The sequence below is a fragment of the Micromonospora fluostatini genome, from assembly GCF_050410825.1.
GTDB classification, from domain to species: domain Bacteria; phylum Actinomycetota; class Actinomycetes; order Mycobacteriales; family Micromonosporaceae; genus Micromonospora; species Micromonospora rosaria.
Genome location: NZ_CP191251.1, coordinates 5,915,720 through 5,936,336, shown reverse-complemented (window position 1 = coordinate 5,936,336; position 20,617 = coordinate 5,915,720). Strand labels below are relative to the sequence as shown.

General features: G+C 71.9%; 24 protein-coding genes and 1 tRNA gene. 10 read left to right on the top strand and 15 right to left on the bottom strand.

Annotation, left to right across the window (positions count from 1 at the left end):
• Positions 1 to 177: 177 nt before the first annotated feature.
• Positions 178 to 948 (bottom strand): CPBP family intramembrane glutamic endopeptidase, encoded by a 771-nt coding sequence (locus ACQUFX_RS26385; protein ID WP_428962925.1) that lies wholly within the window; start codon positions 946 to 948, stop codon positions 178 to 180.
• 143 nt (positions 949 to 1,091) lie between these two features.
• Between ACQUFX_RS26385 and ACQUFX_RS26380 the strand changes: the two genes are divergently transcribed.
• A complete protein-coding gene (locus ACQUFX_RS26380; protein WP_428962924.1) occupies positions 1,092 to 2,210 on the top strand; it encodes a globin domain-containing protein in 1,119 nt (372 codons plus the stop codon).
• A gap of 86 nt (positions 2,211 to 2,296) precedes the next feature.
• On the opposite strand, the gene ACQUFX_RS26375 is transcribed toward ACQUFX_RS26380, so the two are convergent.
• Positions 2,297 to 3,823 carry a peptide deformylase gene (locus tag ACQUFX_RS26375; protein WP_428962923.1) on the bottom strand — a complete coding sequence of 509 codons (1,527 nt, stop codon included), beginning with the start codon at positions 3,821 to 3,823 and terminating at the stop codon, positions 2,297 to 2,299.
• Positions 3,824 to 4,105: 282 nt separating this feature from the next.
• On the opposite strand from ACQUFX_RS26375, the gene ACQUFX_RS26370 reads away from it, so the two are divergent.
• Positions 4,106 to 4,879: an IucA/IucC family C-terminal-domain containing protein gene (locus tag ACQUFX_RS26370; RefSeq protein ID WP_428967088.1), complete on the top strand. Its 774-nt coding sequence runs from the start codon at positions 4,106 to 4,108 to the stop codon at positions 4,877 to 4,879.
• Between the two features lie 58 nt (positions 4,880 to 4,937).
• Here the strand turns inward: ACQUFX_RS26370 and ACQUFX_RS26365 are convergent, their stop codons facing one another.
• Positions 4,938 to 6,755, bottom strand: coding sequence for a hypothetical protein (locus tag ACQUFX_RS26365; RefSeq protein WP_428962922.1), 1,818 nt, complete (start codon positions 6,753 to 6,755; stop codon positions 4,938 to 4,940).
• A 211-nt stretch (positions 6,756 to 6,966) separates the two neighbouring features.
• Here ACQUFX_RS26365 and ACQUFX_RS26360 point away from each other — a divergent pair, with 211 nt between their 5' ends.
• Positions 6,967 to 7,677, top strand: coding sequence for a class I SAM-dependent methyltransferase (locus ACQUFX_RS26360; RefSeq protein WP_428962921.1), 711 nt, complete (start codon positions 6,967 to 6,969; stop codon positions 7,675 to 7,677).
• Between the two features lie 159 nt (positions 7,678 to 7,836).
• Here ACQUFX_RS26360 and ACQUFX_RS26355 read toward each other — a convergent pair whose 3' ends face one another.
• Complete coding sequence (locus ACQUFX_RS26355; RefSeq protein WP_428962920.1) at positions 7,837 to 8,370, bottom strand: YbhB/YbcL family Raf kinase inhibitor-like protein; 534 nt, start codon at positions 8,368 to 8,370, stop codon at positions 7,837 to 7,839.
• A 242-nt stretch (positions 8,371 to 8,612) separates the two neighbouring features.
• Here ACQUFX_RS26355 and ACQUFX_RS26350 point away from each other — a divergent pair, with 242 nt between their 5' ends.
• Positions 8,613 to 9,188 carry a dihydrofolate reductase family protein gene (locus ACQUFX_RS26350; protein WP_428962919.1) on the top strand — a complete coding sequence of 192 codons (576 nt, stop codon included), beginning with the start codon at positions 8,613 to 8,615 and terminating at the stop codon, positions 9,186 to 9,188.
• Here the strand turns inward: ACQUFX_RS26350 and ACQUFX_RS26345 are convergent.
• The 9 genes from ACQUFX_RS26345 to ACQUFX_RS26305 form a co-directional block, all read right to left on the bottom strand.
• Positions 9,120 to 9,881, bottom strand: a complete 762-nt coding sequence (locus ACQUFX_RS26345; RefSeq protein ID WP_428962918.1) for an AraC family transcriptional regulator — start codon at positions 9,879 to 9,881, stop codon at positions 9,120 to 9,122. The genes ACQUFX_RS26350 and ACQUFX_RS26345 overlap by 69 nt on opposite strands.
• A 17-nt stretch (positions 9,882 to 9,898) precedes the next feature.
• The gene (locus ACQUFX_RS26340; protein ID WP_428962916.1) at positions 9,899 to 10,156 is read right to left on the bottom strand and encodes a Txe/YoeB family addiction module toxin; all 258 of its coding nucleotides are present in this window, start codon (positions 10,154 to 10,156) and stop codon (positions 9,899 to 9,901) included.
• On the bottom strand, positions 10,153 to 10,428 hold the full coding sequence (locus ACQUFX_RS26335; protein ID WP_428962915.1) for a type II toxin-antitoxin system Phd/YefM family antitoxin: 276 nt from the start codon (positions 10,426 to 10,428) through the stop codon (positions 10,153 to 10,155). The genes ACQUFX_RS26340 and ACQUFX_RS26335 overlap by 4 nt, the downstream gene beginning before the upstream one ends.
• Before the next feature lie 493 nt (positions 10,429 to 10,921).
• A tRNA-Ser gene (locus tag ACQUFX_RS26330) sits at positions 10,922 to 11,008 on the bottom strand.
• Positions 11,009 to 11,137: 129 nt separating this feature from the next.
• Positions 11,138 to 11,758: a UTRA domain-containing protein gene (locus tag ACQUFX_RS26325; RefSeq protein WP_428962914.1), complete on the bottom strand. Its 621-nt coding sequence runs from the start codon at positions 11,756 to 11,758 to the stop codon at positions 11,138 to 11,140.
• Positions 11,759 to 11,795: 37 nt separating this feature from the next.
• Entirely contained in the window at positions 11,796 to 12,512 is a 717-nt protein-coding gene (locus ACQUFX_RS26320) for a PP2C family protein-serine/threonine phosphatase (RefSeq protein WP_428967087.1), read from the bottom strand.
• 2 nt (positions 12,513 to 12,514) lie between these two features.
• Positions 12,515 to 13,093: a UTRA domain-containing protein gene (locus tag ACQUFX_RS26315; protein WP_428962913.1), complete on the bottom strand. Its 579-nt coding sequence runs from the start codon at positions 13,091 to 13,093 to the stop codon at positions 12,515 to 12,517.
• A gap of 78 nt (positions 13,094 to 13,171) precedes the next feature.
• The gene (gene cutA / locus ACQUFX_RS26310; protein ID WP_428962912.1) at positions 13,172 to 13,498 is read right to left on the bottom strand and encodes a divalent-cation tolerance protein CutA; all 327 of its coding nucleotides are present in this window, start codon (positions 13,496 to 13,498) and stop codon (positions 13,172 to 13,174) included.
• Positions 13,488 to 14,102 (bottom strand): helix-turn-helix transcriptional regulator, encoded by a 615-nt coding sequence (locus tag ACQUFX_RS26305; protein ID WP_428967086.1) that lies wholly within the window; start codon positions 14,100 to 14,102, stop codon positions 13,488 to 13,490. Before ACQUFX_RS26305 ends, cutA begins: the two co-directional genes overlap by 11 nt.
• Before the next feature lie 221 nt (positions 14,103 to 14,323).
• Between ACQUFX_RS26305 and ACQUFX_RS26300 the strand changes: the two genes are divergently transcribed.
• From ACQUFX_RS26300 to ACQUFX_RS26285, 4 genes are all read left to right on the top strand, one after another.
• Positions 14,324 to 14,668, top strand: coding sequence for a hypothetical protein (locus ACQUFX_RS26300; protein WP_428962910.1), 345 nt, complete (start codon positions 14,324 to 14,326; stop codon positions 14,666 to 14,668).
• The gene (locus tag ACQUFX_RS26295) at positions 14,655 to 15,857 is read left to right on the top strand and encodes a helix-turn-helix domain-containing protein (protein WP_428962909.1); all 1,203 of its coding nucleotides are present in this window, start codon (positions 14,655 to 14,657) and stop codon (positions 15,855 to 15,857) included. Before ACQUFX_RS26300 ends, ACQUFX_RS26295 begins: the two co-directional genes overlap by 14 nt.
• A gap of 85 nt (positions 15,858 to 15,942) precedes the next feature.
• Positions 15,943 to 16,461, top strand: coding sequence for a hypothetical protein (locus ACQUFX_RS26290; RefSeq protein WP_428962908.1), 519 nt, complete (start codon positions 15,943 to 15,945; stop codon positions 16,459 to 16,461).
• A 159-nt stretch (positions 16,462 to 16,620) separates the two neighbouring features.
• Positions 16,621 to 17,610 (top strand): NAD(P)H-quinone oxidoreductase, encoded by a 990-nt coding sequence (locus ACQUFX_RS26285; RefSeq protein ID WP_428962907.1) that lies wholly within the window; start codon positions 16,621 to 16,623, stop codon positions 17,608 to 17,610.
• Positions 17,611 to 17,640: 30 nt separating this feature from the next.
• Here the strand turns inward: ACQUFX_RS26285 and soxR are convergent, their stop codons facing one another.
• Positions 17,641 to 18,087, bottom strand: a complete 447-nt coding sequence (gene soxR, locus ACQUFX_RS26280) for a redox-sensitive transcriptional activator SoxR (RefSeq protein WP_428962906.1) — start codon at positions 18,085 to 18,087, stop codon at positions 17,641 to 17,643.
• Between the two features lie 54 nt (positions 18,088 to 18,141).
• Here soxR and ACQUFX_RS26275 point away from each other — a divergent pair, with 54 nt between their 5' ends.
• On the top strand, positions 18,142 to 18,891 hold the full coding sequence (locus ACQUFX_RS26275) for a thiamine pyrophosphate-dependent enzyme (RefSeq protein WP_428967085.1): 750 nt from the start codon (positions 18,142 to 18,144) through the stop codon (positions 18,889 to 18,891).
• A gap of 65 nt (positions 18,892 to 18,956) precedes the next feature.
• Entirely contained in the window at positions 18,957 to 19,856 is a 900-nt protein-coding gene (locus ACQUFX_RS26270) for a transketolase family protein (protein ID WP_428967084.1), read from the top strand.
• A 17-nt stretch (positions 19,857 to 19,873) separates the two neighbouring features.
• On the opposite strand, the gene ACQUFX_RS26265 is transcribed toward ACQUFX_RS26270, so the two are convergent.
• A complete protein-coding gene (locus tag ACQUFX_RS26265; RefSeq protein ID WP_428967083.1) occupies positions 19,874 to 20,569 on the bottom strand; it encodes a glycosyltransferase family 2 protein in 696 nt (231 codons plus the stop codon).
• Positions 20,570 to 20,617: the final 48 nt, after the last annotated feature.

Sequence of the window (20,617 nt, the reverse complement as noted above, 5' to 3'; positions counted from 1 at the left end):
GGGGCCGCCGGCACCTTTCCGGCCGCGCGCCCCGCGTCGGGCGGACGCACGGGTCGTCACGGCTCGGCAGCGGTCCCACCACCGGGAACAGCGGGCAGGGCAGGGACGGCGGGCAGGGCAGGGACGGCGGGCAGGGCAGGGACGGCGGGACGGATCCGGTCAGCGCGGCGGGAGGGGTCAGAGCCAGTCGAACCATTCGCGGGGCAGCAGCGAGTAGCCGACGAAGGCCACGATGTCGAGCAGCGTGTGCGCCACGACCAGCGGCATCACCCGCCGGGTCCGCAGGAAGAAGTACGTGAAGACGATGCCCATCACCACGTTGCCGACGAACGCCCCGAAACCCTGGTACAGGTGGTAGGTGCCGCGCAGGACGGCGCTGGTCGCGATGATCACGCCGACCCGCCACTGGAGCTGCCGCAGCCGGGTGACCAGGTACCCGACCACGATCACCTCTTCCAGCACGGCGTTCTTCACGGCGGCGAGGATCAGCACCGGCACCGCCCACCAGTAGTCCGGTAGCGCCGCCGGCACCAGGCTGGCGTTGAGGCCGAGGTGCGCCGCCACCCAGAACAGCGCCAGGCCGGGCAGGCCGATCAGCGCCGCCAGCCCGGCGCCCCGGGCCAGGTCCGACCCGGGCCGCCGGCCGTCCAGGCCGAGGGTGCGGATCGCGTCGCCGGGGTCGCGGTTGACCAGGTGTACGGCGAGCAGCACCGGCAGCATCGCGAAGGCGAGACCGAGCAGTTGGTACGTCAGGTCCAGGTACGGCCGGGGTGACGCGGAGGTGTTCAGGGCGGCGGTCTGTCTCGACAGTCCGCCCTCGGCGGTCAGCTTGGCGATGATGGAGACCATCGCGTACACCGCCGACTGACCGAGCGAGAGCCCGAGGACCAGCAACGTTTCGGTGCCGAGGGTCCGTCGGGACGCCTGGCGGGTGAGCTCGACCGTCACCGCACCACTGTGCCCGACGCGGCGGCCCGCCGGCAGGGGCAAGGTCACCAGTGTGAGCCGGTCGCACATTCTGTGCGACCGCTGTGCACGCTCCGTACCCATCCTGTGATGGCCCGATCGCCGTCACCCGAGGGAGCGTGCCAGTGGAGCACTTCGCGCGGCTGCTGAAGGAGAGCTGGACCCTGGTCGAGTCCGACCGGGAACGGCTGAGTGGACACTTCTACGCGCGGCTCTTCCTCCTCGACCCGGAGCTGCGCAAGCTGTTCCCGGCGGAGATGTCCGGGCAGGGTGACCGGCTGCTGGAGGCGATCGTCACCGCGACGCAGACCGTCGACGACCCGGAGAGCTTCGACGAGTACCTGCGCGCGCTGGGCCGGGACCACCGCAAGTACCACGTCGACCCGGAGCACTACGCGACCATGGGCGTCGCCCTGATGGACGCGCTGCGCAGCACCGCCGGTGACGACTGGAACCTGGAGTACGACCAGGCGTGGCGGGACGCGTACGCGGCGATCTCGGCGAAGATGATGGCCGGGGCGCAGGACGACCCGAACCCGCCGTTCTGGCACGGCGAGGTGCTGACCCACGAGCGGGTCGGCCCCGACACGGCGGTGCTGACCTGCCGCGCGTTGCAGTACCCGCTGCCCTGGCGGGCCGGCCAGTACGTCAGCGTCGAGGTGCCCCGGTACCTGCCCCGGGTGTGGCGGACGTACTCGGTGGCGAACGCCCCCAACGAGGACAACGTGCTGGAGTTCCACGTCCGCACGCCGACCGGGGCGGGCTGGCTCTCCGGTGCCCTGGTCCGCCGGGTCCGCCCCGGTGACCTGCTCCGGCTGGCCGCGCCGATGGGGTCGATGACGCTGGACCGGTCCTCCACCCGGGACATCCTGGCCGTGGCGGGCGGGGTGGGGCTGGCCCCGGTCAAGGCGCTGGTCGAGGAGCTGGCCACGTACAACCGGACCCGCTGGGTGCACGTCTTCTACGGGGCGCGCCGCCCGGCGGACCTGTACGCCCTGCCGGCGCTGCGCGAGCTGGTCGAGGCGCACCCGTGGCTGTCGGTGACCCCGGCGTGCAGCGAGGACCCCGACTTCGACGGCGAGCAGGGTGCCATCTCCGACGTGGTCACCCGGTACGGCCCGTGGACCAACCACGACTGTTACGTCTCCGGCTCGGCGCGGATGGTCCGGGCCACCCTGCGGGCGCTCGCCGAGGACGAGGTCCCGCCGTCGCACATCCGGTACGACACCTTCGGCAACCTCTGACGACTTTCCTCCCCCCAATGCCGGGTCGCGTGCCCCTGCCCCCTGGGGCACGCGACCCGGCCCCCGTTCCCGGGGGCGGTCGCGGGTCAGTACCGCCAGGGGTGGCCGGTCTCCCGGTACTCCTCGACCGGCACCAGGGGCACGCCCGGTGCCATCCGGTCGACGTAGAGGCGTCCGTCGAGGTGGTCGACCTCGTGGGCGACCAGCCGGGCCATGCCGAACTCGAACGACGTGATCATCCGGCTGCCGTCCCAGCGGGCGTGCTCGACGTCGAGCCGGAGCGGCCGGGGCACCAGACCCCGGTGGTCGAAGAAGGAGAGGCAGCCCTCGTACTGCTCGTCGGTGTCCGGGGCGGCGTCCACCACGCGGGGGTTGAGCAGGACCACCGGCTCGGCGCTGCGGTCGGGCGGGCGGACCACCGCCGCCGCCCAGCCGAGACCGAGTTGCGGGGCGGCGAGGCCGACGCCCTTGGAGAAGGGATGTAGCTCGTCCAGCTTGGCCAGCGCGGCGGTCAGCCGGTCGACCACGTCCCGGGCGATCGGCTCCTGACCGGGCAGGTCGAACTGGCGGGCCGGCTGCCGCAGCAGGTCGGCGCCGCGCTGCACGATGCCGAACTCGCGCATCCGGTCGCTGGCGCGGACCGGGGTGCCGGTCTCCGTCTCGTCCGGGTCGACGCCGGGCTGGCTGCGGAACCGCCACTGCATCCGGTAGCGGGCGTTGAGCGGCGGTTCCTCGGTCGACCACTCGAAGACCGCCCGGCCGCCCTCGTCGCGCCGGTGCACGGGGGTGCGCAGCGGCCCCTCCTCGGCCGACAGCGAGGTCTCCGCCCCCCAGACCTGCGGGTCCAGCTCGGCCGGCAGGTCCAGCCGGACGGCCAGGTGCCGGGTCGGCAGCCGGACGGCCCGCTGGAACCAGGGGCCCCACTTGTCCCGCCCGACCTGGTAGGCGTACTCGATGGTGGCCCGGTGCCCGGGGTAGAGCGGGAAGCGCCGGTCGCCGTTCTCGAAGAGCAGCCAGATCTCCTTGAACGCGTCCCGGTCGTGCTTGGCCCGCCAGTGCATCGGCTCCTGCTCGCCGCCGTCCTCCCGGACGGCGTGCAACTGCAGCTCGGCGAAGGTCAGCGGGTGCTCACGGTGGTGCCGGTTGGAGCGGCCGGGGTCGGTCGGGTACCGGTCGACGGCCACCCGGGCGAGGTAGCGGGTGACCGGCTCGGTGCCGGCGTTGTACAGCTCCCGGCGGATGACGCACCGGTACCCGTCGTCGGTGTGGGTGAGGGAGGCGATCTCCCGTTCCACGATCAGGCCGGTGCCGGGGGGCAGCCACTGCCCGGGTGGGGGCGGCTCGCGGTGCGCCGGGATGGTCCGGGCGTGCCGCAGCTCGTCGTACTCCCGGTAGCGCTGCCAGATCGCGCCGCTGGCCTCCAGGACGGCCTCCGCCCGGCGGGCGAAGTCCTCGGTGGGGCGGTGCCGGCGTCCCTCGACGTGGCTGACGTACGACGGGTCGAATCCCATCATCGTGGCGAGCTGTTTCTTGGACAGCCCCCGACCCGTGCGGTGCCGGGCGAGCTCGGCCGCGAAGGAGTCGGCGGCCCGGTCGAGTGGGGAGGTCGTCATCAGCTTCCTCGTTGCCGGGTAGTACAAGTCTCACGTTCCGTGCCGGACCCCGCACAGAACTGCCCCGTTGCCGACACTTCCCTTGACAAGCGCACCGAGATGATCTGCGGGTGAAACACCCCACGTTTCCCACGCCGCCCGCCGGGTGGGCGCCACCGGCCGCCACGGCAGCCCCGATCGCGCCCGGTGAACGACTTCCCCACCCCGAGCAAGTGTGGTTAGGCTAGCCTTAGTCGTGGTGATCGACGGTCCGGTCGGGGGTGGGTGCTGATGACAGCGGTGATGCCGAGGCAGCACGCCGCCGCCCCGCTCGCGCCGGTGACCGCCACCCTGCGCGCCATGTTCGGCACCGACGACCTGCCCGGCCTCGCCCCGGGCCTGCTCGTCGCCGACGACCTCGGCTGGAGCCCGGCGAGCACGCTGATCGACGGCAGCCGGCTGCCCGACCTGCTGGCCGACGCCGCCCGCCGCTGGGGCGGCCCCCCGCACGGCAGCGCCGCCGTGGCGTGGAAGGCCTACAGCTACTGGGCGGCGCTGCCGGTGGTGCTGGGCTGGGCCGCCGCCCGCCGGGTGCCGCTGGCCGTGCCGGCCGACGTGCTGGTCGACCTCGGCCCGCAGCGCCCGGTCACCCTCGGCCTGCGCCCGTCGACCACCGTCGCGGTGCTGCCCGGCGACCCACTGGCCCTGCTCGGCCTGCCCCAGGTCCGGATCGTCGACGACGAGGCCGCCCTGCTCCGCCTGCTGCGCGCCACGCTGCTCGACGCCCACCTCGCCCCGCTGGTCACGGCGATCCAGCGGGAGGTCCGCATCGGCACCCGCGCCCTGCTCGGCTCGGTGGCCTCCGGCATCGCGCACGGCATCCTGCGCGCCGCCGACGCGCTGCCCGGCCCCTCGACGCAGACCGTGCAGACCCTGCTCGGCGTCCTCGACCTGGCCGACCTCGTCGACCTGGTGCCCGGCCCGACCGGCGAGCCGACCGTGCAGCGGCGCACCTGCTGCCTGGCCTTCACCCTGCCCAGCCCGAAGCTCTGCCAGGGCTGCTGCATCCGCTCCTGACCGACCCACCCCACCCGGCCGCCCCCGCCGCCGGCACCCTGCCTGACCAGCCGGCCGGTCAGCCGGTCAGCGGGCGCACGTCCCAGAGCCACACCCCACCGGTACGGGTCGGCTCGATGCCGGTCAGCTCGGTCATCCCCCGGCGCAGCGCCTCCTCCTGCCGGTGCGGACCGAGCACCACCACCCCCGCCCGCCAGTACCGCAGGTCCGTCACGGCGGCGGCCCGGTCCCGCCCGGTGACCGCCGGCACCTCCCCGGTGCTGCGGATCGTGTCGAAGAACTCGCTGGTCGGTCGGGGCGTCGCGCCGTACAGCGCGATCGGCCCCTCGGGCGCGTCCGGGCGGGTGTCCGGCCCGAGGAAGTAACCCTGGGCCAGCGGCATGTCCAGACCCGTCCGGGCCGACCAGCGCAGCGGCTCGGCGTACTCGGTGTCCGGCAGCGGCAGGGTGACCAGGCTGCGCCCGCCGGCCAGGTACGGCCGCCACGCCCCGGAGGTGACGAACTCCGGCGTCGGCTCGAACCGGGTGGTCGGCAGCGGGGTGGGCAGCACCGGCACCAGCGCCATCGCCAGGACGAGGCCGGTGACCGCGCGGATCTGCCGCCGCTGCTCCGGATGCTCCCGGGCGAGCAGCCGGACCCGCTCCGCGCCGAGCGCCAGCAGCAGCCCGACCACCGGGACGAGCGCCAGCGACCAGCGGGTGGGCACCACGGAGTGCAGGATCGGCAGGTTCTCCAGGGCCGCCCACGGCGCGGGGATGCCGGTGTCCCGGCCGGCGAAGCGGATCTCCCGGCCCAGCGAGAGCACGGCCAGCAGCCCGCCGAGGACGGCCAGGCCGAGCACGACCGGGCTGCGCCGCATCCACCACACCAGGGCCGCCACCAGGATGACCAGTGGCCAGCCGAAGAAGCCGTTCTCCTCGGTGGGGTTGCGGGCCAGATGGGCGGTGGCCCGGGGGTCCCCGGCGAGCGACTCCCCGGCGAACGAGACGAACGAGGCCAGGTCGGTGGAGTAGCCCCGGATCAGCCGGGACAGCCCCTGGTACGCGCCGGGGCCGAAGAACTGGACGTAGAGCGGGTACGCCAGGAGCACCGCGGAGAGCACGGCGGCGACGGCGAGGCCGGCCAGGAACGGACGGGTACCCCGGCGCAGGTCGGGGCGGCCGAGGGCCAGCGCGGCGACCACCACCCCGAGACCGATCGCGGTCACCAGCAGCACCTCCAGGTTGATGAAGGCCTGCCAGACGATGAGCAGCCCGAGCAGGACGCCGTTGCGCAGCCAGCGGCCCGCCTCGGCCAGCCGCAGGGTCCGCCACACGATCAGCGGTACGACGTACTGGGCGACGATGTTCGGGTGGGCGTTGGCGTGCGACACCATCGCCGGGGCGTACGCGCAGAACGCCGCGCCCAGCCAGGCCGGGCCCCGGCTGCCGATCAGCGCCCGGGAGAGCACGAGGTACCAGGCGGTGGCGGTGAGGATCAGGCCACCGGTGAGGAAGACCAGAAAGGCGGCGCGCGGGCCGGCCACCAGCGTCACCGGGGACAATGGGATCGATACCGACAATACAGACGTATTTGCCACCAGATTGACGCTGTCCGGCACATTCATCCGGTCCGAGCCGAACGGATAGTCGAAAGCGGTCACGACGCGCGCACCGTGCGCCATCATCCATTCGAAGAGCGCTTGGTCGGAGAGGTTGTCCCGGATGTCCTGCCGGGGGTCCAGCCAGAGCCGCAGCGTCACCCAGAAGGCCAGCAGGACGAAGCTGAGCCCGGCGGCGGCGTCCACCCACCACCCGGCCCGGCGCCGCACTCCCTGGCCGGCACCCTGATCACCGGCGCCGACGGACGGACATGGGTCCGAATGAGGAGTAGTCATGGCAATTCGGATCGTAGTGAGGCGAAGGCGGCACCGTGCAGGTTTCGGGGTACTGACGTAATATGTGCCGGGTTCGCTGACCGCCGATCTCGCGCCGCCCCCGACCCGCAATTCGGCCATCCCGGTCCCCCGCTTCCGAACCGGTCGGGGCGGATGTTTCACTCTGTCGGTCCAGGCGCGGGTCCAGTCATACCGTGAGGAATCGACGACGATGGCAGAAATCACTGGGGATCAGCGCATCCAGTCCGAGGTGCTCGAAGGCCTGGCCACCGCGGTCAACCACCGCAGGTGGTTCGTGGAGCTGGCCCTGCCGTACCTCGGCAACGATCCCATCGAGATCGGCAGCGGCCTGGGCGACTACGCCCTGGAGTGGGCGCCCCACGTCCCCCGCTTCACCGCCACCGAGGCGGACCCGGACCGGCTGATCTCCCTCAAGGAACGGCTCGCCGACCAGCCCACCATCGAGGTACGGCAGATGCTGCTGCCGCACTCGGAGGACGGCGACTACAGCGCGGCCGTGTCGTACAACGTCCTGGAGCACATCGACGACCACGTCGGCGCGCTGAGCAGCATGCGGGAGCTCGTCCGCCCCGGCGGTGCCGTGATCATCATCGTGCCGGCGTTCATGTTCGCGATGAGCCCCGCCGACATCGCCACCGGCCACGTCCGCCGGTACACCAAGAAGACCCTGGCCGCCGCGATGACCGAGGCCGGACTGCGGGTCGAGAAGATCCACTACGCGAACGCGCTCGGCCTGATCGGCTACTTCATGGCCACCAAGGTCTTCCGGCTGATGCCGAAGGAGGGCCCCATGGTCAAGGTGTACGACACCCTGGTCCTGCCCGCGACCAAGGCCGCCGAGCAGCTCGTCCTGCCGCCGTTCGGCCAGTCCGTCTTCGCCGTCGCCCGCGTCCCCGGCTGACCCCGCCGCCTGCGGCCCACCCACCCCGCACCGCAGCGCCCGCCGGTCCACCCCGACTGCTCCCAGGTCGCCACGTCCTGGTTGTAGTGGCCTTCTCCACAGGTTGAGGCCACGACAACCAGGACGTCACCGTCTCGACGCGGCACTGACCGCGTCGGGTCAGGCGGTCACCTGGTACGTGGGGCGGATGACCGCCCGCGCCAGGGTGTGGAAGGCCAGGTTGAAGCCCACGTACGCCGGGCTCGCCCCGGGGCCCACGTCGAGCCGCTCCACGTCCACCGCGTGCACCGCGAAGACGTACCGGTGCGGCCGGTCCCCGGCCGGCGGGGCGGCACCGCCGTACCCGGTGTCCCCGTAGTCGTTACGGACGCTGAACGCCCCACCCAGGCCGGCCTCGTCGACCCCGCCCGCCAGCTCGGTCACCGAGACCGGCACGTCGACCAGCACCCAGTGCCAGAACCCGCTGCCCGTCGGCGCGTCCGGGTCGAAGCAGGTGACCACGAAACTCTTCGTCTCGGCCGGGAACCCGGACCAGGACAGGTGCGGCGAGACGTTCCCACCCCCGACGCTGCCGTGCGCGTACGTCGCGTCCATCGGCTCGCCGTTGCGCACGTCGTCGCTGCTCAACGCGAACGACCCCACGGTCGGCAGCAACTCGTACGGGTCCGGGGCGATCGGTCGTTCCAGGGTCATCGGGACGGATCCTTCCGGTGAGCAGATTGTCTGCGCACCTTCATACCCCGCCGGAGCCGGCGAACCGACCACCGCCACCGATCCGGATCCCGCCCCGCCGGGACGCCCGACGCGGCACACACCCGCCTGTCGCTATCGTCCAAGACCCCGAACCACCTGGTCGATAGCCTTCCGGAGGTGGCCGCGACGGGGCTGGAACTCCGGCCGGCGCGCGGTGCCCGACGACGGATACGGAGACTGTGGTGACGCGCGAACTGGTGTGGACCGGGTTCATCTCGCTCGACGGGATCGTGGACTCCCCGGGCGGCACGACCGAAGGACACCCCAACGGCGGCTGGGTGTTCCGCACGCCGTTCGACCCCGACTCCTACTCCCTCAAGGGCGAGGAGCTTCAGGAGACCACCGCGCTGATGTTCGGACGCCGCAGCTACGAGGCCTTCGCCTCGGTGTGGCCGCAGTCCGACGACCACGCCGACTACCGGGACCTCCCCAAGTACGTCGTCTCCACGACCCTCGGCGCGGACGCGCTCGTCGGCGGGTGGGGCGAACAGCAGATCCTGCGCTCGGTGAAGGACGTCGCCGCCCTCAAGGAGACCGACGGCGGCGCGATCTTCATCCACGGCAGCGCCGAACTCGCCCGCGGCCTGGCCGACGCCGACCTCATCGACCGGTACAACCTGCTGGTCTTCCCGGTGCTGCTCGGCGACGGCAAGAGCGTCTTCCCCGGACGGGCGCGCGACGAACAGCGGCTAGCCCTGCGCGAGTCCGCCGCCTACCCCAACGGCGTCCTCAAGGCCGTCTACGACATCGTCCGCTAGCTGCGACAACGCGATCGCACCGCCGAGGCCACCCCGGAGCTGACCGGCGGTACGTCCCACGTACCGCCGCAGCGCCCGCGCCAGGTGCGGCTCGTCGTAGTACCCGAGCAGACCCACCACGACGCCCGACTCCTCACCGGCGGCGAGCAGGTCCGCAGCGGCACGGGCCCGCTCGATCTGTGCGACCGCACCCCGGGTCAGCCCGGTGGCGTGCCGGAACCTCCGCTCCACGGTCCGGGTCGTGCCAGCCGGCAGCCGACCGTCCAGCGCCGCCCGCACCAACGGATCCTGCACCAGGACCCCACCGCGGACGAGCCGCGCCACCAGCGCCTCGGCGTCGTCGTCGACCCGTGGCGTCTGCCACCGCTCGCCGTCGAGCCAGAACCGCCCCGCCGTCGTGTCGGGCAACTCGAACCCCGAGTTCAGGAACGTCGACGTGGGCGCCTTCCGCAACACGGTGCCGACCGCGAACTGGATGCCGAAGAAGCGAGCATCCCCGGGTACGGGTGCCGCCCTCGCGCGCTCCTCCGGACCCGTGACGGTCGCGTACGGTCTCCCCTCGCACTCCCAGAACACGAGCCCCCAGGTCTCGCTCGCGATCGAGGTCATCTGGGACACCCCGGCGCTGCGGCTGGCCCACACCGAGGAGATCCACGGCGACTCCGAGGAACGCGACGCGATCACCAGCCCCACACCGGCAACCGTACGACCTACCGTTCGCCGTAGTGGTACCGGCAGGCGACGATCTCGACGTCCTCCTTGGTGATCCGGTACACCAGCCGGTGTTCCCGATCGATCCGGCGGGACCAGAAGCCGGACAGCTCTCCCCGCAGGGGCTCCGGCTTGCCGATGCCCTCGTATCCGTTGCGCATCACGTCCGCGATGAGATCGTTGATGCGCTTGACCAGCTTCCGGTCCGTGTGACTGAGGTACTGGCTCCACGCCGTCGCGGTGAAGACCAGCCTCACGCGACGTCCCGCACAGCAGCCGGATCGGTCAGCTCGCGCTCGGCCGCGTCGCCCTGCTCAAGCTCCGCGATCGATCGACGGAGGGCGGCGGCGTTGCTCGGGCTCCGCAGGAGGTACTCGGTCTCCTTCATCGACTCGTACTCGGCCAGCGACACGATCACCACCGGCTCGTGCCCCGACCGGGTCACCACCACCTCCTCTGCGTCGTTGATGACGCTGTCGAGCTCGGCGGCCAGGTTCTGTCGAAGCTGGGTGAAGTTCACGGTCCGCACAACCACCTCCAGGGCAAGTACAGAAAATTGTACCTGAGGTATGCGGGTGGATGGCCCGCACGGACCATGACGTTCGCCCCAGCCGCCTACCGGTGCCGCAACCGCACCGAGCACGGGTTCAAGCAGCGCGAAGACTGGTGGGGACGCGCCACAGGACACGAACTCCCGGCCCTCTTCCGCGCCATCCCACGACGCTGTCAGCCCTGGTTTCCGCACGCTATTCGCGACCTGATCGGGGCCACCACACCGGCCGTAGTGCAGTTCGCACCGCTTCCGCAAAGGCTCTGCGACGCACACCCGCTGGATGTGCATCCCGACCTGTCGGGCACGTGCAGTCAGCCTCAGCATGAGGCGTGAAGCACGGAGAAGCAGGGTCACGCCGACACGGATACCGGTGAGACCAGCAGGGCGAGTTCAGCGGAAAGCGCACATCGGCAAACAACCCCCCGACCGATGTTCGCGCTGGTCACAGGGCATTCCTGCCATTTGGAAGCGGAGGGTGTGGGATTCGAACCCACGAAGACATCGCTGCCTTACCGGTTTTCAAGACCAGCGCCATCGGCCACTAGGCGAACCCTCCCGAGCCACGCCCCTACGGGCACGGCCGCTGTCCAGTCTGCCAGAAGTCGTCCTAGGGGGCTGCCGCCGCACCCACCACTGGGACGGTGGAGCCGTGATACCCGGAACGTGTCGATCGCGCAGGACCCCGTCAGGCCGTGAACGTGTAGTCGAGAAGGTAGGCGCTGCCGTCGAGGATCATGCGGTTGACCTCGACGCACCGTGCCGAGTCGTCGAAAGCGTGGCGCGTGACCTCGACGACCAGGGCGCCCTCGGGAAGCGCGAGCCGGTCCGTTTCGTCTGGCAGCGGCATCCGGGCCCGGAGGTACTCCGTGAAGGCCGCCGGACCATGCCCGCTCTCGGCGAGCCGGGCGTAGATCCCTCCCGGCCCGGCGTCCGGACGCATGATGGCCGTACCCCTGGCCAGGTCCACCGGTAGGTAGGAGGTGGCGAGTTGCACGGCCCGACCGTCGACCAGGAAGCGCCGAGAGCGATAGACCACCGGGCTGCCAGGGCTCAGCCCCAGAGGGCCGGCGACCCACTCGACGGCCTCCGTCTCGCCGGTCACCACGTCCACCGCTCGCGGCCGGTCGGCGGTGTCCGCTTGTTGGATGGCCTCGCCCCGGCCCCACTGCTCCCGGGCGAGCCGGCCTGGTGAGCTACGGCGGATCGGGCGGAACTGCCGCGCGAACGTGCCTCGACCATCGTGGGTCACTTCTGCACCCCTCCGACTCCGCCCGAAGGCCACCCGCCGGTCCACCGCCGCGTCCAACAATCGACCTCCCGATCGCTGGCCGCCCGAGGGGCGCTCAGCGACAGTCGACGTCGATGACGACCACTGTGACATTGTCCGGGCCGCCGTGTTCGAGGGCCAGGGCGACCAGTTGGTCGACGGCGTCCTGGGGTGTGCCCGCTGAGCTGAGCGCATCGTGCAGGAGGCGGTGCGGCACGTAGGAACTCAGCCCATCGGAGCAGAGCAGGAGCCGATCCTCCGGGCGCAACGTCAGTGGGGTGATGTCGGGCGACCGGCCGTCCACCCGTCCGTCAAGGAAGCGGGCCAGCTTCTCGGGCAGGTGGGGCACGTCGGCCGAGTCGGCGACCAGGTGCCGATAGACGTGGTCTTCGGTGATCTGGGAGGTCTCGCCGTCGCCCGCGCGGCCTCGCAGCAGGTACGCGCGGGAGTCCCCGACATTCGCCAGCGCCGCCGACGTACCAGCGTGAAGAAGCGCGGCCAGGGTGGTGCCCATGCCGGCCAGGTCCGGCTCGGCCTCGACCCGCTGGCGTAGCGCGGTGTTCGCCGCGCTGATCGCCGCGCCCAGCGTGGTTGTCAGCGCCGCTGGCTCGACCAGCCGGTCATACTGCTTCACCGTCTCGATCACCGTCGTGCTGGCCACATCTCCGGCCACGTGCCCACCGAGCCCGTCGGCAACGGCCAGCAGGTTTTGTCCGAGGTGGAACGCGTCCTCGTTGCGTCGCCGAACGAGTCCCAGGTGGGAGCCGCCCGCAGCGTCGACGCGAAGCGTCATGGTCATGATCCACCTGCCTCGTCCTGGTTGGAGGAGTCTTCGACGTCGTCGGGCCAGGGATCGCGGGCCGACTCGTGCCGGTGCAGAACGTGGATCGTCTCCACCCGGTCGCTGGCGACGATGTACTCGGTCACCTCGACCGGCTTGCCGTCGTCGCCCGAGGTACCGACCCGGACGATCTCCAGGACCGGCAGGTTGGTCGGGATCTCCAGCAGAGCGGCTTCCTCCTTGCTGGGCATCCGAGCGCGGTGGATCTCCATCCAACTGAGCGGCCAGTGGCCGGCCTTCTCCAGCCGGTACAGCCAGTCGCCGGGCCCCGGTGCCTGCTCGGAGACGCCGGGGATGTCGGCGACGCGGGGGTGGATCCAGGAGACGTTGATCTGGAACGGCGGCTCCGACTCGGGCCCGGTCACCCGGAACCGGCGCAGGACCGCCGTGCCCGGCGGTACCCCGAGCAGACGCGCGATCCGCGGATCGTCCAGTGACTCGACCGAGGCAACCGGCGGGATGTGGTGCTTCCAGACCTCCGTGCTGGAGGCGGAGGGGAAGGAGTAGCCCGGCGCGACATGGTTGCGCTTCACCAGGTTCCCGCGCGGCCGGCGCGGCCCGCGCGTCCAAGGTCGTCCGGAGTCATTCACCGCTTCGATTCCCCGATCGGGTCAGGCCGACTCAGTCTCAGTAAGCACCCAATCGACGTACGCGGGGTTGCCGGCGATCACCGGAAGCGCGATCACGCAGGGCACGTCGTACGGATGCTCGTCGTTGGCCCGCTGCACGATGCGCGGAACGAGACTCACCCGCGTGTGCAGGGCGACACGGGCCTCTTGGTCGTCTTGGACAGCGCCGTCCCAGCGGTAGACCGACCGGATGGCGGCGATGTTCTGCCCGCAGGCGGCGAGCCGGTCGTCGACGAGCCGGCGGGTGAACTCCACGAGCCACTCTGCGCTGTCGGCCGTGATCACGACCTCGCAGATCTCAGTGCCCATGCTCTCGGCTCCCCTCACTCTTGAGCCTGTTGACGATGCTCAGCACCTCGTCTTCGGTCTTGGCGATGGCACCCCATCCGCTGACGATCGGCCCGTCGTAGCTCAAGCCGACCCAGCGCCCGCTCATCTGCTGACCGTGCTGGTGGAGTGCGAAGTAGAGAGTCCCCTTCGACCGGACGGCAGCCTCATCGGCCACGTACCAGCCCATCAACACCTCGTTGTCCCACAGCCGCAGCTCACCACGCCACAGGTAGCCGCCCTCTTCGAACTTCTGGGTACCCCGCGTCACGGCGACCACGTCGAGGTCGTCGCCCTTCTGCCGCATCCGGATTTTGTGCGGGTTCAGGATCTCCTGCCCCTTGTTCCAGGTCTGCCAGCAGGCCCACCACTCGCCAGTCAGGTCGACCCGGTGCACGTCCTCGCCGGCCAATTCGTCAACGGTGATCTCCAAGGCGCGTGCGATCGACCGGGCCACGGAAAGCGTGGGCTGGGTGTCGCCAGCTTCGTACCGCCTGATCTGCCGCTTGTCCACGCCGACCCGGGCGGCCAACTCCGCTTGCGACAGACCCAACGCGGTTCGGCGTTGGCGCATGATCTCGGACATCTCCACGCCTCCCATCTTCCGGGGACACCCCTGTCCGCACAACGGCACGCTCCCCTCGAAGGGGCAATGAAGTCCTTGACAGGGGACTTTTGAGTCCCCAAACTACAGGACATATAAGCCCCTAAACAAGGGACACGAAAGTCCTTCCCTGTTGCGCCGCCCACCATCTGCTGATCGGGAAGGTGCACAGGTAGCCGGTCGCAACAGTGCGAGGAGGACCTATGCGTCGCGTGTCGTACGACGAGTACGTACTTCGGGTTGCGCTCACGCTGGCGCAGCGGCATCGGTCGGTCTGGTCCTGGCGACGGTGGCGGCGGGTCTGCCGCTGCGGGGCCGAGCTGCCCTGCCGGCAACGACACAAACTTCCGCTCAACCGGGGGCACTGGCCCGAGCCGGAGCAGACGCCCCGCAATCAGCGACCCCAGAGCCTCGGTGAGCAGATCCAGGCCGCCGAGCACAACGCTGCTCGGGCCCGGATCCTGGCGCAGGCGCAGGCCGAGCGCATCCCGGTCGAGGAGATCACCCGGGCGGCACCGGAGCGGCGGTGGCGGCGTGGCCAACGGTGACCGGCGCAACCAGCGGGAGTTGCCGATCGGGCGGCGGGTGGCGCAGTGGCGGGTTCGGCGGCACATGACCCAGCAGATGCTGGCCGACCGGCTCGGCAAGTCGAAGAGCTGGGTGGACAAGGTCGAGCGGGGCGTGCGTACCCTCGATCGGGTTTCGGTGTTGCACGAGCTGGCCGAGGTGTTGCGGATCGCCCCGGCGGCGTTGCTCGACCCGGCTGCCCGGCCGGCGGTCGGGGTCGCGGCGGTCGACGGCATCGAAGGGGTACGCGCCGCGCTCGCCGTCCCCGACCTCGCCCGGAACGGGCGGCCGGTGGTCTCGACGCAGGCGCGGGCCCGGCAGCTCGAACACGCCTGGCTGACCTACCAGCACGCCGGATACCCACAGTTGCTGCGGCTCCTGCCGGGCCTGCTCACCACCACCGACCCCGGGCAGGACGACGGGACAGGGCTGCTGGTGCAGGTGTACCGGCTCACCGCGCAGGTGCTGGTCAAGCTCGGCGAGGCCGAGTTGGGCTGGCTCGCCGCCGACCGGGCGGTCACCACCGCCGCCGGTGATCCGCTGCTGGCGGCGGCCGGCACGGTACCGCTCGCCCAGGCGCTGCGCGCCCTGGACCGGCCCCGGTTGGCCCACGCGGCGGCGCTGGCCGCCGCCCGCTGCGTCGCCCCCGAGGTGCCCGCCCCGTCGCCGGCCCGATCGTCGCAGGCCCGATCGTTGTACGGGACGCTGCTGGTCGAGGCGGCGCTCGCCGCCGCCGACCGGCCCGACCGGGCCGGCGCGGCCGACCTGCTGCACCGGGCCGCCGGGGCCGCCGAGGTGACCGGCGACGGGCGCGACCACGGGTGGACCGGCTTCGGGCCGGCCGCCGTCGACCTCGCCCGAGCCACGGCCGCCGCACTCCTCGGCGACACCGACGACGCCCTCGACCGGTACGAGCGGGCGAGTGCCCGGGACGGGTGGCGGCGGCTGCCCGCCGAGCATCGGGCCGCGTACCTGCTCGACGTGGCCCGGGGGTGCCTGCGCACCGGCGACCTGCTCGCCGCCGGCCGGCTCCTGCTCGACGCGGAACGGACCGCCCCGACCGAGATCCGCACCCGGCCCGTCGCCCGGGACCTGGTCACCGATCTCGTCCGCGCCGGCAGCGCGTCGACCGCCCTGATCCGGCTGGCCGCCGACCTCGAAGCGACCTGACGCCGCCCGGATCACGGGTGGACGGCGGACCGGATCGGGCCGGCGCGGAGCCGGGGCAGCACACTAATCTCATCCAGTGCTCACGATGCCTGAACCCGTCTCGGCGTGGCGTCGCCGAGCAGCGACCGCCGCCGTCGTCGCCGCCGTGATCAGTTGCGTCGGCTTCCCGGTCAGGCAGGCGGCGATACGGGCCTTCGACGAGATGCGCGGCGAACCGACGTCGACCGCTGCGGCCGAGGCGTACCTGCGAGCCGTGTTCGAGTCCGGCGACAGCTCCGCGATCAGTCGTTGCCTGTGCAGCGAGGACCTGGACGCCCGGTTCCGGGAAGCCCGGGAGCTGCGCCGGCAGATCGAGCCGTATGCGGTCTTCGGCGTCCGGGTCGAGTCCTCCGGCTGGCGGACGGTCGGCTCGGACGGCACGGTCGCCGCGATGGTGGACCTGCACTTCACCCGCATCGACCCGACGACGGGCGCCGTCACCACCACCTCGGGTACGGCGCACGAGTGGCGGTTCCACACCAGGGAGGAGCGGGGCCTGCGCGGCGGCTGGAAGGTCTGCCGCATCGACGCCCCGCCCCTGTGCGACACCTATCTCCGCTGCTGACCGGCGGCCGGGCGCGGCGCGGGAGAGCCGTCCCAGCAGTAGACCTTGGAAGATTTTGGCCCCCAGAGGGGCCACCCGATTCCAAGGTCTCCCAGTGGGGGTCTCGGAGGTGGCAGCGTTGGAAGAGAGGACAGGCGGCGAATCGGGTAAGACTGGGCCATGCACGCGATCACGATCCCGGAGCCCGGTGGACCGGAGGCACTCGTCTGGGCCGAGGTGCCCGACCCCGAGCCCGGTCCGGACGAGGTGGTCGTGGCCGTGCGCGCCAGCGCGGTCAACCGGGCCGACCTGCTGCAACGGCAGGGGCACTACCCTCCGCCGAAGGGCGCCCCGGCGTACCCCGGGTTGGAGTGCTCCGGGGTCGTCACCGCGACCGGCTCGCGGGTGTCCGACTGGCGGGTCGGCCAGGAGGTCTGCGCGCTGCTGGCCGGCGGCGGGTACGCGCAGCGGGTGGCCGTGCCGGCCGGGCAGCTCCTGCCGGTGCCGGCCGGGGTGGACCCGGTCGACGCGGCGGCCCTGCCCGAGGTGGCCTGCACCGTCTGGTCGAACGTGGTGCACCTGGCGAAACTGACGCGGGGCGAGACGTTGCTGGTGCACGGCGGCGGCAGCGGGATCGGCACCTTCGCCGTCCAGCTCGGTACGGCGCTCGGGGCGACCGTGGTGGCGACCGCCCGCCCGGCCAAGCACGACCGGCTGCGGGCGCTGGGCGCGGCGCACCTGGTCGACTACCGGGAGCAGGACTTCGTCGAGGAGGTACGCCGGGTCACCGACGGCCGGGGCGCGGACGTGATCCTGGACATCATGGGCGCGTCCTACCTGGGGCGTAACGTCGACGCGCTCGCCACCGGCGGCCGGCTGGTGATCATCGGTATGCAGGGCGGGCGTCGGGGTGAGCTGGACATCGCCGCCCTGTTGGCGAAGCGGGCGTCGATCGCCGCCACGGCGCTGCGGTCCCGGCCGGTTGACGAGAAGGCCGCCATCGTCCGGGGCGTCCGGGAGCAGGTCTGGCCGCTGATCGAGTCGGGCGCGGTCCGGCCGGTGGTGGACCGGCGGATGCCGATGACCCGGGCGGCCGACGCGCACCGCCTGGTCGAGTCGAACGAACACGTCGGCAAGGTCCTGCTGACCGTCGACCAGTCGCCCGGCTAATGGGACGCCCTCCGCCCGGCCGGGCACGGGTCAGTCGGTGGGGCGGGCGCGCATGAGCTGGGCGCCGGGGCCCTCGGCGGCGAGGGTGTCGTCGGGGTTGTAGAGCGTGCAGCGTTGCAGCGACAGGCAGCCGCAGCCGATGCAGCCGGTCAGGTCGTCACGGAGCCGGCTCATCATGTCGATCTTCTGATTGAGCCGGTCCCGCCACCTGCTGGAGAGGGCGGCCCAGTCCGCCGGGCTCGGGGTCCGCGAGGCGGGCAGGGAGTCGAGCGCCTCCCGGATCTCCTCCAACGAGACCCCGACCTGCTGGGAGATCCGGATGAACGCCACCCGCCGCAGCTCGGCGCGGGCGTACCGGCGCTGGTTGCCGCCGGTACGGTCGGCCCGGATGAGGCCAAGCCGCTCGTAGTAGCGCAGCGCCGAGGGCGCGACCCCGCTGCGGGCGGCGAGCTGACCGATCGTCAGTGACTCGTGCATCTCTCGCCTTGAGTTGAAGTGGACTTCAACTTGCAGACTAGTCGCATGACCATGATGACCGCCAGTACCGGAGCCCTCACCGTGGGGTCCCCCGGCACGCCAGCCGCCGACGCCCCACCGGCCCGCGCCCGACTGCCGGAACCGGTCGCCCCACTGTTCGAGCGGATCCGCGCGGGCCGCGACCTGGGCGCCAACACGTACTCCACGATCGACGTCCTCTGGGTGCTCTACGACCGGATCCTGCGGATCACCCCGGCGACCGTGGACGACCCCGACCGGGACCGGTTCCTGCTCTCCAAGGGACACGCCGTCGCCGGCTACTACGCGGTGCTCGCCGCCACGGGTCTCGTCCCCGCCGAGTGGCTGGACGACCCGACGAGCGCGACCAGCCGGCTCGGCGGCCACCCCGACCGGACCCTGGTCCCCGGCGTCGAGATCGGCTCCGGCTCGCTCGGCCACGGCCTCGGCCTGGGCGTCGGCACCGCGCTGGGCCTGCGCGCCCAGGGCCTGCTCACCCCCCGGGTGTACGTGCTGCTCGGCGACGCCGAACTCGACGAGGGCTCCAACCACGAGGCGATCGCGTACGCCGGGGCGACCGGGCTGGACACCCTCACCGCCGTCGTGATCGACAACGGCTCGGCCACCCACGGCTGGCCGGGCGGCATCGCGGCCCGGTTCACCGCCAACGGCTGGACCGCCGCCACCGTCGACGGCCACGACCACGACGCCCTGCACACCGCCCTGACCGAGCGGACCGGGCACCGACCGCACGTCGTCGTCGCGGTCGTCGACCAGGAGGGGTGACCATGCCGTCGACGCTGGAAGCCGGCCAGCCCCAGACCACGCCCGCGTCGCCCGGTGACGGGCCCATGCGCGCCGCGTTCGTCGCGGAACTGACCGCCCTGCTCGCCGAGGACCCCCGTACCGCCCTGGTGCTGGCGGACATCTCGGCGGACTCCTTCGCCCCGGCCGCCCAGCGGCACCCCGACCGGGTGCTCAACGTCGGGATCCGGGAACAGTTGATGCTCGGCGTGGCCGGCGGGCTCGCCCTGACCGGGCTCCGGCCGGTGGTGCACAGCTACGCGCCGTTCCTCGTGGAACGGGCGTACGAGCAGATCAAGCTGGACCTCGACCACCAGGGGGTCGGCGCGGTGCTGGTCAGCATCGGCGCCTCGTACGACCGGCCGGAGGCCGGCCGGACCCACCTCTCCCCGGCCGACGTCGCCCTGATCGACACCCTCGGCGGCTGGACCGTGCACGTGCCGGGCCACCCCGACGAGGTACCCGCCCTGCTGCGCGCCACCGTCGCCGGGGACGCCCCGGCGTACCTGCGGTTGTCGATCCTGACCAACGACCGGCCGCGCGGCAACGACGGGTCGCTCCAGGTGGTCCGGGACGCGGGGCCGGGCGCACCGCTGCTGGTGGCGGTCGGGCCGCTGCTGGTGGCGGCGCTGGCCGCGGTGGAGCAGTTGCCGGTGACGGTGGCCTGGACGCACCGGCCCCGGCCGTTCGACGTGGCCGGGCTACGGGCCCTGGCGGGCACCGAGGTCATCCTGGTCGAGCCCTACCTGGCCGGCACGTCCAGCCGGGTCGTCGGGGCGGCGCTCGCCGACCGGCCACACCGGTTGCTCGCGCTCGGGGTCGGCCGGGATGATCTACGCCGGTACGGCACGGCCGAGGACCACAGCCGGTGGCACGGCCTCGACGCGGCCGGCCTGCGCCGGTCGGTGACGGCCTTCCTGGCCCCCTGGGCGACGCGGAGCAGGTAAGTGGGGACAGCGTCGGGTCAGCGGGCCTGCTTGCGGCGGGTCCGCTCCCGGCCGAGGATCCAGATCGCCTCGACGCCGTCCTTCCAGGTGATCTTCTTGCCCTCCTCGCGGCCCCGGGCCCGGTAGCTGATCGGCACCTCGTACGGGCGGATCCGCTGGCGGAGCAGCTTGCCGGTCACCTCGGCCTCCATGCCGAAGCCACGCGAGCGGATGTCCAGCGAGCGGTACAGGGCGACCGGCATCAGCTTGAAGCAGGTCTCCAGGTCGCCGATGTAGGAGTTGAAGAGGATGTTCGCCGCCATCGTGACGCCCTTGTTGCCCATCACGTACCAGAAGCTGTAGGCGCTGTGGCTGCCGAAGGTGCGGTTGCCGTAGACCACCGTGGCCCGCCCGTCGAGCACCGGGTCGAGCAGCTTCGGGATGTCCTGCGGGTCGTACTCCAGGTCCGCGTCGAGGATGACCATGTACTCGCCGTCGGCGTTGTCCACCGCCGTCCGGATCGCCGCCCCCTTGCCCCGGTTACGCGGGTGCGTGATCACCCGGAGCCGGGCGTCGTCCGCCCGCCCGAGAACCTCGCCGGTGCCGTCCCGGCTGCCGTCGTCGACCACGAGCAGCTCGATTTCACACGGGTAGTCCACCGCCAACGCCTGCTTGAGGGCGTCGGCTATGCGGTCCTCCTCGTTGTAGACCGGCATGAGGATCGAGAGCTTCACGGGAATCTCCACGGTGGCGACAGTAAATCGGACCTAGCCTAGCGTGGT

Excerpts from the sequence above, each read along its gene's own strand:
- ACQUFX_RS26375 (WP_428962923.1), bottom strand. The coding sequence starts at position 3,823 with ATGACGACCTCCCCACTCGACCGGGCCGCCGACTCCTTCGCGGCCGAG.
- ACQUFX_RS26370 (WP_428967088.1), top strand. The coding sequence starts at position 4,106 with ATGCCGAGGCAGCACGCCGCCGCCCCGCTCGCGCCGGTGACCGCCACC.
- ACQUFX_RS26365 (WP_428962922.1), bottom strand. The coding sequence starts at position 6,755 with ATGACTACTCCTCATTCGGACCCATGTCCGTCCGTCGGCGCCGGTGAT.
- ACQUFX_RS26360 (WP_428962921.1), top strand. The coding sequence starts at position 6,967 with ATGGCAGAAATCACTGGGGATCAGCGCATCCAGTCCGAGGTGCTCGAA.
- ACQUFX_RS26355 (WP_428962920.1), bottom strand. The coding sequence starts at position 8,370 with ATGACCCTGGAACGACCGATCGCCCCGGACCCGTACGAGTTGCTGCCG.
- ACQUFX_RS26320 (WP_428967087.1), bottom strand. The coding sequence starts at position 12,512 with ATGACGCTTCGCGTCGACGCTGCGGGCGGCTCCCACCTGGGACTCGTT.
- cutA (WP_428962912.1), bottom strand. The coding sequence starts at position 13,498 with ATGGGCACTGAGATCTGCGAGGTCGTGATCACGGCCGACAGCGCAGAG.
- ACQUFX_RS26305 (WP_428967086.1), bottom strand. The coding sequence starts at position 14,102 with ATGTCCGAGATCATGCGCCAACGCCGAACCGCGTTGGGTCTGTCGCAA.
- ACQUFX_RS26300 (WP_428962910.1), top strand. The coding sequence starts at position 14,324 with ATGCGTCGCGTGTCGTACGACGAGTACGTACTTCGGGTTGCGCTCACG.
- ACQUFX_RS26290 (WP_428962908.1), top strand. The coding sequence starts at position 15,943 with ATGCCTGAACCCGTCTCGGCGTGGCGTCGCCGAGCAGCGACCGCCGCC.
- ACQUFX_RS26285 (WP_428962907.1), top strand. The coding sequence starts at position 16,621 with ATGCACGCGATCACGATCCCGGAGCCCGGTGGACCGGAGGCACTCGTC.
- soxR (WP_428962906.1), bottom strand. The coding sequence starts at position 18,087 with ATGCACGAGTCACTGACGATCGGTCAGCTCGCCGCCCGCAGCGGGGTC.
- ACQUFX_RS26275 (WP_428967085.1), top strand. The coding sequence starts at position 18,142 with ATGACCGCCAGTACCGGAGCCCTCACCGTGGGGTCCCCCGGCACGCCA.
- ACQUFX_RS26270 (WP_428967084.1), top strand. The coding sequence starts at position 18,957 with ATGCGCGCCGCGTTCGTCGCGGAACTGACCGCCCTGCTCGCCGAGGAC.